Annotated in this window: 6 protein-coding genes and 2 tRNA genes; 3 read left to right on the top strand and 5 right to left on the bottom strand. The window is 36.7% G+C overall.

Features of this window, described 5'->3' with window-relative positions; translation table 11 throughout:
• The first annotated feature begins 34 nt into the window (after positions 1-34).
• From ES765_RS02080 to ES765_RS02070, 3 genes are read left to right on the top strand one after another with little or no spacing between them, the layout of a single operon-like run.
• Positions 35-4,777 carry a Calx-beta domain-containing protein gene (locus tag ES765_RS02080; protein WP_171017206.1) on the top strand — a complete coding sequence of 1,581 codons (4,743 nt, stop codon included), beginning with the start codon at positions 35-37 and terminating at the stop codon, positions 4,775-4,777.
• A 5-nt stretch (positions 4,778-4,782) separates the two neighbouring features.
• The gene (locus ES765_RS02075) at positions 4,783-5,766 is read left to right on the top strand and encodes a type IX secretion system membrane protein PorP/SprF (protein WP_138110933.1); all 984 of its coding nucleotides are present in this window, start codon (positions 4,783-4,785) and stop codon (positions 5,764-5,766) included.
• Positions 5,767-5,777: 11 nt separating this feature from the next.
• Positions 5,778-7,688, top strand: a complete 1,911-nt coding sequence (locus ES765_RS02070; protein ID WP_138110932.1) for an OmpA family protein — start codon at positions 5,778-5,780, stop codon at positions 7,686-7,688.
• Positions 7,689-7,705: 17 nt separating this feature from the next.
• Here the strand turns inward: ES765_RS02070 and ES765_RS02065 are convergent, their stop codons facing one another.
• The 5 genes from ES765_RS02065 to mutS form a co-directional block, all read right to left on the bottom strand.
• A complete protein-coding gene (locus ES765_RS02065; RefSeq protein WP_138110931.1) occupies positions 7,706-8,956 on the bottom strand; it encodes an NRAMP family divalent metal transporter in 1,251 nt (416 codons plus the stop codon).
• 58 nt (positions 8,957-9,014) lie between these two features.
• Positions 9,015-9,650, bottom strand: coding sequence for a vancomycin high temperature exclusion protein (locus tag ES765_RS02060; protein ID WP_138110930.1), 636 nt, complete (start codon positions 9,648-9,650; stop codon positions 9,015-9,017).
• A gap of 150 nt (positions 9,651-9,800) precedes the next feature.
• Positions 9,801-9,884 (bottom strand) — tRNA-Leu (locus tag ES765_RS02055).
• 45 nt (positions 9,885-9,929) lie between these two features.
• A tRNA-Gly gene (locus ES765_RS02050) sits at positions 9,930-10,002 on the bottom strand.
• Between the two features lie 97 nt (positions 10,003-10,099).
• Positions 10,100-12,682, bottom strand: coding sequence for a DNA mismatch repair protein MutS (gene mutS, locus ES765_RS02045; RefSeq protein WP_138110929.1), 2,583 nt, complete (start codon positions 12,680-12,682; stop codon positions 10,100-10,102).
• Between the last annotated feature and the right edge of the window lie 77 nt (positions 12,683-12,759).

The following is a 12,759-nucleotide window of genomic DNA, read 5'->3' as shown; positions in this document are numbered from 1 at the left end:
TCCAAATGAGAAAATGGAAATGAATATTTGTGCTATGAAAATAAAATTATATTATAGTTTGTTATATTCTAATATTAGTGGAGATTTTAAGAGGTTTCTATTAATTTTTGGATTCTTATTTTTATGTGTCTCATTACAAAGTATTTTTGCCCAAACTGTTTCTATTGCAAATAATCGAAACGCTACTGAGGGTAGTGCAACTCCAGGTAGATTTATAGTTTCGGTAGCTCCCTTTTCTAGTTCTGGAACAATTACGGTCGATTATCTTGTTTTGGTAGGCACAGCTACTCCAGGTTCAGATTATGAATCATTACCTAGTTCGGTAGATGTCACCTATAATGAATTTGGAGGTTTTGCATATATAAATGTAAGTACAACCCTTCAAGATGTATTGGTTGAAGGGACCGAAACAGTGAATGTTGAACTGATTGATGGTACAGGTTATACTGTAAGTGCGAATAACAAAGCTACAGTTACTATTGCGGACGACGACTTTGCAACTTTGACGATTGCAGATGCCTCAGCAGTTGAAGGTGTTGGTCTGGTATTTACTATTACTTCTGACAAAGCTGTGCAATATGATTATGATGTAACAGTTGATTTTTCTGGAGGAACTGCAACTAAAGGAGGAGCTGGTTTGGCAGTGCCTGATGATTATGATGGTAGAACTCAAACTGTCACCTTTACTGTAAATTCTCAAACTCAGAGTTTTTCAGTGCCTACATTAAATGATAATGTTATTGAAAATAACGAAACGTTTAACGTCAATCTCAATGCTAACAACCCTAATGTTGATGCAACAGATACAGCTACTGGAACAATTAATGATAACGATGTAGGGAATATTACCATAGAGAATGTAACTGAAACCGAAGGAGATAGAATGCGTTTTAGAGTTATTAATAATTTGGCAGTCCCTAATCCATTTACCGTTACGGTGAATTTTACAGATGTAAGTGCAACTGGCGGTGATGTAGATTATGAAAGTGATCCACAAATATTGAGTTTTAGTGGTTCTGCAGCTCAAGGTAGAAATGTAGATGTAGATACCGAAAATGACAATTTGGTTGAAGGGACTGAAACATTTACCGTATCGTTAACTTCTAGCGATGCATTAGTTGATGATTCTGATACTGCGACTGGTTTCATTGAAGATGACGACATATATATCGCTACAATAACAGCAAATGATCCTAATGCATCCGAAACCAATACTGCTACAGGCCAATTTACGATTTCTTTAGATAGCCAAAATACAACGGGTTCAGCTATTCCAATTACGTATTCAATAGGCGGTAGTGCTTTAAATACAACAGATTTTGCAACCTTATCAGGTACGGCAAATATTCCTATAAATGGTTCTTCGGTTTTAGTTACTGTTACTCCTGTAAATGATGCTTTAGTTGAAGGGAGTGAAACGGTCTTATTGACACTCACAGATTCATCAAATCTATATGATTTAGGAGCTGTAAACACCCAATCTGACACGGTTACTATTTTAGATAACGATAGTGGCACAGTGAGTGTTCAGTCTCAAAATGCAACTGCAAATGAACAAGGGTCTGTTAGTGGGTCTTTTAGGCTTACTTTAGATAAGCCCAATAATACAGGGTCAAACCTAACGGTTAATTATTCTTTAACTGGTACTGCAATTTCAGGAACGGATTATACGGTAACTGGTACTGCTGTTTTTAATGCTGTTCAAACAACTAGAGATATTACAATTGTTCCGATTGATGATAATTTGGTTGAAGGGACCGAAAATGTTAGACTTACAATAACGGGTACTAGTAATGCAGTCTTTGGAATAAATTCACAAAATATAGCATTAGTTACAATTTTAGATAATGATGACCCTGTTGCGAGAATAACAGCAACTGACAATACTGCTGCAGAAAGTAATGGTAGTATTGTACCTGGTGAATTTACAGTTAGTTTGAGTGTGCCTAATATCACAGGGAGTCCTATAATCGTAAATTATGTGATTAGTGGTACTGCTTTAAATACTACAGATTATACAGCAATCGATACTAACACTGTACGTATTGAGGATGGAGAGCAGAATGCTAAAATAATAATAACCCCATTAAATGACCAGATACAAGAGGGTCAGGAAAATGTTATAATTACCCTAGGTACAGGGTCTGGTTATGACTTAGGGACACCTGCAAGTCGTACTGCAACCGTAAATATTAATGATAATGACCAAGCCTCATTAAGTGTGGCTAATGTGACCGTAAATGAAGATTTAGCCTCTGGAGAATTGTTGTTCAATGTGATACTTGATATTGTCGTTGTTGGAGGAACAACAGTTACCTATTCATTTGAGGATGATACGGCAATTGGTGGTGGAACAGATTATACAGGCACGGCAGGTACCTTAACTTTTACAGGTACAGCCAATGAAACAAAGACCATTAACGTATCTATTATAAATGATCAACTTCTAGAGGATACAGAAATTTTTACTATTGAATTAGGAGTACCAACAAATAACGTACAAACAGCAAATAGTGGCACGGCGACAGGTACCATAAATGATGATGATAATTGTGTAGCTGCCCCAATTTTGGATGATTCCGTTTCTTCGGTGTTTTGTTTGAATGAAAGCCAAGAATTATCGGTAAACTTATTTTCTTATACGAATACTCCAGCCCCTGATGGAACAGTTTTAACTTGGAGTAGAGTTTCTGAACCTTTAAATATTGAATCTCATTTAGTACCTGCAGAAGCCCAGAATATAAGCTCACAGGGCTCTTTTTATGGATTTTTTTATGACGAAGCTAATAATTGTGCAAGTGGAACGATTGAAGTGCAGATTGTAAGTAATGTCATTCCAACGTTGGTCAGTGTCACCGATAATGAACGTTGCGGCCCAGGAACAGTTTTGTTAAGTGCTGAATCTAATGATGGAGCTTCCATAAATTGGTATGCCACTATTGACGCAGACACACCTCTAACAAGTGGAAATGATTTTACAACTCCAGCTTTAAATGTGACCCGTTCATATTTTGCTGAGGCTGAAGAGAATGGTTGTTTTTCAGAACGTGTCGAAGTTATAGCAACCATCGGTTTTCAGGCCACTACAGGAACAGCTTCCAACACCTCTATTTGTAACATAGCTGCAAATGGACCAACAATAGTAAACTTAGGTGATAGACTGGTAGGTGAAGGTGAAGGGGTATGGACTATTAGCACAGATCCATCACAATCTATAACCATTCCAACTTCTAATAGTATTGATTTTTCGGATTTAATTGCCGGGGATTATATTTTTACGTTTACGACCACAAATTCTACATTGCCTTGTGCAAATGTTGCTGTAGATGTGACCATATTGGTGAGTAATTGTGAGACGGATGATGATGGAGATGGTTTATTGGGTGGACAAGAAGCTACCTTGGGAACCGACCCAACGAATCCTGATACCGATGGTGATGGTATTAATGATGGTGATGAGGTTGGTGTGGATGTTGCAAACCCTTTAGATGAGGATAATGATGGTATAATCGATGCGTTGGATTCTACTATTGAAGATGCCGATAATGATGGTGTGAATGACCAACAAGATCCTGCAAATAATAATCCGTGTTTGCCAAACCGGCAAAACGGGCTTTGTGATTTCGACAGCGATGATATTACGGATACCGATGAGCTTGCGAATGGCTCAGACCCAGACAATCCTTGTGACCCAAATGCTGAGCATCCTAATTGTTTGCCCATTGATTTAGAGATAACGAAAAGTGTAGATAGTATAGATGCCGTTCTTGGCGATACGGTTGTTTTTGTCATCAGCGTAACAAACTTAGATCAATCTAGAGCTGCAATTGATGTGATTGTGGGTGATTTATTGGGAATGAGTTTTGAATTTGTAGCTAGTGAAGCTACGTTAGGCACCTATTCAGAGGTTTCCGGTGAATGGGTTGTTTCTGAACTATTACCTGCACGAACAGAAACACTTCAAATAACAGTAATGCTAACAGAAGACGGTGATTATAGCAATACTGCTGAGCTTTTGGCCTCGCTACCTATTGATGAGAGTCTTGAAAACAATATAGATACAGTTCAATTGAACGTTGATGTGCCGGAAGGTGTAGATTTAGAAATCACTAAAGAGGCGAGACCTGAAAAAGTGTTAGTAGGGGATGAGATGGAGTTTTTGATTCGGGTCACTAATAGTTCCCAATCAGATGTTGTGAACGATATCGTAATTCGTGATTTGATTTTGATTGAAAACGGATTTGAATTTATTTCTGCTGAATCAGACTTTAATGGTACGTACAATGAGGCTACTGGAGAATGGAGAATACCAGTGTTAGACCTTGATAAAACAGCCACCTTGCGTATAATGGCTAGAGTACCAGTAAAAGGTACATTTAACAACACGGCAGAACTATTGCGTTCATCTCCTAGAGATGGTAACCCTTTAAACGATGCTGCAACGGTTGAGGTTGAAGTCATAGGAAAGAGTCCGGCAGACCCAGGATTTCTTTACAATCAATTTTCGCCAAATGGGAATAATCAGAATGAAATATTACGTATCAATCTAGAAGATCCTGAAACTAACCTTAACGTTTCAATTCGATATAAGATAAAAATCTATGATCGTTATGGTAATCTTGTATTTGAGACCGAGAAGGTGAACGATGGAGATGTTTGGGATGGGACTTATAAGGGTAATGAAGTGCCTAAAGGAACCTATTTTTATATTATGAATTATAGCCTTAATAATGAACCCGAAATTCTTGATAAGGGTTGGATACAGCTTATTAGATAAAATATATGATAGATTATAACTTTAATAAATCAAGTTATATTGTAGCGTTTTTGCTATTTTCTCTGATAGGCTTTCAAGCATTTTCACAGAAAGAACCACAGTATACCCAATATATGTATAACATAGGTAGTTTTAACCCAGCCTATGTGGGTACGGTAGAAACACCAGAATTATCAGGATTATATAGAGCACAATGGATAAACATACCTGGGGCTCCAAGAACCTTTCGGTTTGGAGCTAACCTACCTTTTAAAAATGAAAAAGTAGGGATAGGGCTTAATGTAATTAGCGATCAATTAGGCCCTGTGTCGCAAACTTATGCCGATATATCATACTCTTATCAGGTAAGGGTTACCGATGATACTAAATTGTCATTTGGTATCGATGCAGGGGGGTCTTTTTTAAACGTTGATTTAACAAAAGGAACTTTCGAGAATCCAGGGGAAAACCTTAATGGGGAAATGTTGAGTAAATTCTACCCAACCATTGGTGCGGGTGCTTTTTTGTATTCCGAAAATTGGTATTTGGGAGCTTCTGCACCTAATTTCTTGACTGAAGGGGTGTATAATGATGATGTTGCTTCCATAGTTGAGGATAAGCTTCAGTTTAATTTTATTGGAGGCTATGTCTTCGATATTTCAGAGAACCTTAAGTTTAAGCCAGCATTTTTAATCAATTCGCTTAAAGGCGCACCACTTAATGTAAACGTATCAACCAACGTGCTGATTTCCGATGTAGTTACCGCAGGTGTATCTTATCGTTTGGAGAATGCTTTTAGTGGGTTGGCGGGTTTTCAAATTTCCAACGCATTATTTTTAGGCTATTCGTATGATTACAACACAAATTTACTTGGAGAATTTAATAATGGATCACATGAAGTTATTCTCAAATTCTATTTAGGCAAAGGTGGTAGTGCTAGATCTAAAGGAGGTAACGAAAAGAATGCTAAAGGCAAACCAAAACAAATTGATTCCCCTCGATTTTTTTAAAGTGAACAACAATGAGATTTAAATTAATCATAGTAATTCTATTTAGTGTTCCATTAATGGTAATGGCTCAGGTTAAAAAATCTAAAGCCGATAATCTATATTTTGGATATCAATACGAAAAAGCAATAGCAGCGTATAAAGGTGAAATGGATAAAAGTCCGTTAACGAATCACCAGTTATTAAACCTAGCAGATTCGTATTTCAATACTGGCAGTTTTAACAATGCGGCCGAACTCTATTTAGAGGTGAATAAGAATGATACTATAATATCTGTTCATCGGTTTAATAAAATGCTTCAAAGTCTTTCCAAGAATTCTGAAAAGGATAAGGTCAAAACTTTTCTAAGGTCTAAAACGGATTTATTGTCTCCTGAGCTTTTAGAAAATGCGGAGTTTAATTACAGCCTTTTAGAGCTTCCAATTGAAAACAATAATAGTTTGATAAAAAATATAGGACTTAACAGTCCGCAAGGTGATTTTTCACCTGCCTTTTTTAAAAATGGATTACTTTTTAGTAGTAGTAGAATACAGAAAGCTAAAAAGGTCTATGAGCCTTCAGGAGAGTCGTATTTGGATATTTACTTTGGAACGTTGAATGCCAATGGCGATTTGACCGAAGTAGCGCCTTTTGATAAAATACCTGAATCACAGTTTCATCAATCCACGCCCTATTTTTCGGATAAATTAGCGACGTTCTTTTATGTTTTGTCTAACACAGAAGATGGAGAACTTGCGTATAATGAAAATGGAAAAAATGCATTATCTATTGGAACATTGACAAATAGCGGGCAGTTTAGATTTTTGCTAAAGGATTTAAGTACGTCTTTTTATTATCCTTTCTTTGATGACAAAACGGAACGACTTTATTTTGCGGCTAATTTTGACGATAGTTATGGAGGTACAGATTTGTACTACGTATATACCAATAACGGTCAGATAATGTCTGCTCCAACAAATCTTGGACCAAGAATAAATTCACCGGGTAATGAAATAGCCCCTTATATTTTTAATGGGAGTTTATATTTTTCTTCCGATATTTTTTATGGCCTTGGAGGAATGGATGTTTATAAATCAAATATGATAGTAAATGATTCGTATACGATACCTGTCAATCTTGGAAATGGAATTAATTCATCATCCGATGATTTTGGCTTCATTATAAAAGAAGGTCAGAATAAGGCCTTATCTGGATATTTTTCTTCCAATAGAAAGGGAGGTAAAGGGGGTGATGATATTTTTAGTGTTACGATGCAGGAGGTTCCTGGTCTAAAGACATTTGCACTAAGGGGAAAGGTTGTTAATCTAACCAATAAAGTTGGTTTGGAAGGAACTCAAATTAAGTTGTTAAACAATCGAGGCGAAGTAATAAGGGAAACGTTTTCAACTGCAGGTGGTGATTTTAGGGTTGAAGTGCCATGGCAGTCGCAACTGACTATACAGGCGAGCAAAGATGGGTATTCGATTTTTTCAACCGCATACTCCGAGGAAGTTATGGAGAAAATTCAAATTATCCCTTACAACATTGGATTGGTTAAAATGGAAGACTTATTGGCTGAACAGGAAGGGAAAAACGTATTAAAACTGAATAAGTTTTATTTTGATAAGGGCAAAGTAGAAGTAAACACTCAAATAGCAGCTGAGCTTGATAAGATAGTAGATGCTGTGCTACGATTCCCTCAACTAAAATTACGAATTGAGACGTATACGGATAGTAGGGGCAGTAACTCATACAATAAAAAACTATCTCAAGATAGATCTAATGCTATCAAGAATTATTTATTGAAGAATGGTTTATCGTCCGGTGCTATTATGGAAACCATTGGGTATGGAGAAGAAATGATTCAGAATAATTGTACTAATGGGGCGTATTGTTTGGATTTTCTTCATAAACAAAATGAACGTACTTTAATCGTTGTTGATTGATTACCGTTTTAGTGCGGTTAAAATATCACGGTATAAAAATAATACAGCGAAAAACAGGACAAGAAGAGTATGCCTATGTACGTCAATAATTTAAGATTTTTACTAGGCCTGTATTTTGGATCCAAATCATTACTAGTAACATTTTTTAAATTCATATAGCCGATTATTGGGGCTACGATGAAGGATACGAAGGTGGCCAAAGCGACTAAATCACCCATATTAGCGCCAAATGCAGCGATTACGATAAAGTTGATCAACGCTAAGAGGAGAACACCAACGCCAAATGCTATTTTACTACCGCTCAGTTGTTTTGTAGGAATTAATAGGTCTAAGATGTCCAAGCTGACCCTCGTTACAGCATCATGGGCAGTCATGCAGGTGCTAAACATAGTTGCGAATGCAGATATCGCAATAAAAATATAGGCCCAAGAACCAATATGTTCAGTAAATAATAGCACTACTTGGTCTGCGAAACTTACAGCGTTATTACTGAGTTGTATATTGGTTCCATACAAGGTAAACCAACCAATTATCATAAAGAAGACAGCTAGTATAGCAGTAATACTATAGCCAATATTGAATTCCTGCAATGATTCTTTAAGGCTTGGCTTTTCCTGATTTTTCCATTTTTCGATACTCCAAAGACTAATCCAGCTTGAAGCTTCTACAGTGGTGGGCATCCATCCCATTAATCCAATTAAAAACAGAAGACCTACTTCATTAAAAATAGGTGTAGGTTCAAAATTGGGAATATGCTGTACCGGTCCTTGAAATAATACTAAAACTGTGGTCACCACTAAAGCAATGAATAATATGCTAACTACAAATTTTAGGCTTAGTTCTAAGAACTTGTATTTTCCAAAAATAAGAATAGCGCTTATAAGAGTGAAGAGCCAAAGGGCAACAGTTACAATAGAACTATTACTGACCTTAAAAAGGTTAATGAATAACCCCGCTGTAACCGTATATAAGGCTGCTAATATTGTAAACGTTGTCAATAAAGTGATTCCTGCATAAAACCATAAATAACCTTTTCCACGGTTTAAATAGCCTTCAATTAATGTTTTATTCGTAACACTGGTATAGCGAACTCCAAATTCAAAAAATGGATATTTTAAAATATTGGATAAAATAATTGGGATAACCATAATCCAACCATATTGTGCGCCAGCCTTTGTAGATAGCACTAAATGGGAAGTTCCTATGGCCATACTTGCGAATAATAGCCCAGGTCCTAAATTTCGTAGTAGTATTTTGGTTTTTGACACGGTTCATGGAATTGGTTGGTGCCCATAAATTTAAACTATTTATGTAATGCCTTGAAAACTATTTAATTTCTATGGAATCTCCATAAAATTTAGGTTGTGTGTTTAATAGAATGTCTATAAAAACTTTCACACGTGCAAAGTATTCTCTTAACTGAACCTTGAACCCTTGGGTAGTAGATAGATCTTCGGCGTTAAAACCAATTGCGTTTAACCCTTTTTGCTGCGCTATATAAATAGCCCTTTCGTTATGAAATTTTTGGGAGATTACAGTAACCTTATCTAGGCGAAAAATAAACTTGGCACGAACCATAGAATCTAAAGTCCGAAATCCCGCATAGTCTAAGAAGATGACGTGTTCAGGAATACCTGCCTTAACCAAATCTTTTTTAATTGTATTTGGCTCATTGTAATAAATGGTTTCATTATCACCACTAACCAATATGAATTTAATCTTACCTGCCTGATATAGTGTTATCGCAGCATCTATTCGGTGTGTATAGTAAGGGTTGGAGGAGCCATCAGTAGTTCTACTAGACGTTCCTAATATCAGGCCCACTCTATTCGTTGGGATTGTATTTATATCAGAGTACGTTTTGTCTTCAGTAGTATTAGATATTGTGAAATTACAAGCTACAATCAGCGTGAATAACACAAGTAATAAGGTTCCTATAACTTTAAATATATTTTTTAGCATCTAATTAAAATCTAATTAAAATCAAATTTAAAGGTAATGAATACCGTATAATTTCAAATTTAATTAGGTTAAAAGAATCACGTAGTAAATCTTACCATTAAGGATAAAATAAAAAACCCTTGAAAATCAAACGATTAACAAGGGTTTTAGTACTCGAGGCGGGACTTGAACCCGCACGCCCCAAAGAGCACAGGATTTTAAGTCCGGCGTGTCTACCAATTCCACCACTCGAGCATACTTGGTATTTAAATAAAAAATGCTGATAATCAACATTTTATGAGCGAAAAACGGGATTCGAACCCGCGACCTCCACCTTGGCAAGGTGGCGCTCTACCAGCTGAGCTATTTTCGCAAGTTATAAGAACGTACATCTCTGAAAAGATGCGGGTGCAAATTTAACACAATTATGTAAAAACCAAAGTAATTTTAAGCAAAAGAAATAAAAAATATTAAGAGGTCGCTTTCTGGTTCTTCGTAAGCAATCGTTTAATCTCGTTTAATTTCATTAATGCTTCTACTGGAGTTAAGGTATCTATGTCTAAATGAGTGATTTCCTCTTTAATTTCTTCCAATAATGGATCATCTAAATTGAAAAAGCTAAGTTGCATTTCATTCGATGTGCTTTTAAGTTGGTCGCCCAATTCACCATTTGCATGCGAACTTTCTAGCTTTTTTAAAATTTTATTGGCTTTTTGAATTACTTGTTGTGGCATTCCTGCCATTTTTGCAACATGAATACCAAAACTATGTTCACTACCACCAGGCACCAATTTTCGCAGAAATAAAACAGTATCCTTCAATTCTTTAATTGACACATTAAAGTTTTTAATGCGATTAAAAGTATTCGTCATCTCATTAAGTTCATGGTAATGGGTGGCGAACATTGTTTTAGCTCTAGCAGGGTGCTCATGTAGATACTCGGAAATAGCCCATGCTATAGATATACCATCATACGTACTAGTACCTCTACCAATTTCATCTAATAAAACGAGACTGCGTTCAGAAAGATTATTAAGTATAGATGCGGTTTCGTTCATTTCAACCATGAACGTTGATTCTCCCATCGAAATATTATCACTTGCACCCACCCGTGTAAATATTTTATCGACTACACCTATTTGTGCGCGCTCAGCAGGTACAAAACTCCCCATTTGTGCAAGTAGTACAATCAAGGCAGTTTGTCGCAATAATGCGGATTTACCACTCATATTGGGGCCGGTAATCATAATGAATTGTTGGTTAGATCGATCTAACTGTAGGTTGTTGGTGATATATTGTTCTCCTAAAGGAAGTTGTTTCTCGATAACCGGATGCCTACCATCAGTTATTTGTAAATCTGTGGAGTCATTAAGTTCGGGGCAGTTATATGCATTTTCTTTTGCTAACTGGGCGAAACCACAGAGGCAGTCAAGCTGTGCAATAAGCTGTGCGTTACGCTGTACGGGGGCAATATATTCTTGCATCCATACGACCAACTGAGAAAATAATTGTTGCTCCAAACTTAATATTCGGTCCTCCGCACCTAGTATTTTTGCTTCATATTCTTTTAACTCTTCTGTAATATAACGTTCTGCATTAACTAAGGTCTGTTTACGGGTCCAAGTGTCTGGCACTTTATCTTTATGGGTGTTCCTAACTTCTATGTAATAGCCAAATACATTGTTCGAGGCAATTTTAAGAGAGCTTATACCGGTTGCGGCGGTCTCCCGTTCTAACATGCTTTTTAAATAGTTTTTCCCTGAAGTAGCTAATCCTCTAAGATCATCTAACTCTTCAGAAAAACCAGTTGCAATTGTGCTACCTTTTGCTAGATTAACGGGAGCATCTTCGCTAAGCATTTCTCTGATTTTCGCTCTCAAAAGGTCGCAAGATTGTAGTTGATCGCCTGTAAGTGCTAAAGCTTCATTTTTAGAAGCGGTTGCCAATTGTTTGATTGGAATCAAAGCTTCCAATGAGTTTTTTAGTTGAACTACTTCTTTAGGGTTTGCCTTTCCTGTTGCGATTTTTGAAATTAAACGTTCCAAATCGCCCATCTCTTTAATATGGTGCTGAAATTTTTCGAGAGTTACATCTTGATCATATAAAAAAGATACAATCTGTTGTCTTCTTTTTATTTTCTCTAGGTTTTTTAAAGGTAAGGCCAACCACCTTTTGATCATACGCCCTCCCATTGGCGAAATGGTCTTGTCAATAACATCTAAAAGTGTTACCGCATTTGCGTTGTTTGAATGATAAAGTTCTAGGTTTCTAATGGTGAACCGGTCCATCCAAATATAATCATCTTCTGCAATACGTTGTAATTTAGAAATGTGTTGTAATTGCCGGTGTTGGGTTTCTCCCAAATAATGTAGTATCACGCCAGCAGCAATGACACCACAAGACAAATGATCAACACCAAAACCTTTTAAGGTGTTTGTTTTAAAGTGTGACCTAAGGTTTTCAAGAGCATAGTCTTCTTGAAACACCCAGTCTTCTAGATAAAATAGATGATGGTTTTTACCAAATACTTCAGTGAACTCTTTTTTATGTGTCTTTGAAAGCAAAACTTCATTTGGAGCAAAGTTCTGTAGTAATTTATCGATTTGTTCTTCCCCGCCCTCCGAGGTTAAGAACTCACCTGTTGATATGTCGACAAAAGAAATTCCGATTTTTTTTCTTCCAAAGTGAATCGCACAAAGAAAATTATTTGTTTTGGCGTGAAGTATGTCATCGTTCATTGCCACGCCTGGGGTTACCAATTCGGTAACACCTCTTTTGACAATAGTTTTAGTTTGTTTTGGGTCCTCTAGTTGGTCACAGATAGCTACCCGTAGTCCTGCTTTCACCAGTTTGGGTAAATATGTGTTCAAGGAATGGTGGGGAAAGCCAGCCAATTCGGTACGTTCGCCGCCATTATTTCTGTGGGTTAGAATGATGCCTAAAATACGTGATGCCTTAACAGCATCTTCACCAAAAGTTTCATAGAAATCGCCTACACGAAAGAGTAATAATGCATCAGGATATTTGGTCTTGATGGTATTGTACTGTTTCATTAAAGGGGTCACCTTTTTTGTCTTGCTTTTATCCACCACTTTGTCTTTATCTCATTAATTTTGCACCTTCACGAAAG

Origin of the sequence: Maribacter sp. ACAM166 (genome assembly GCF_005771495.1) — a bacterium.
GTDB lineage: Bacteria > Bacteroidota > Bacteroidia > Flavobacteriales > Flavobacteriaceae > Maribacter.
The sequence above is the reverse complement of the archived record's forward strand: the minus strand, read 5'-3'. Positions and strand labels throughout refer to the sequence as shown.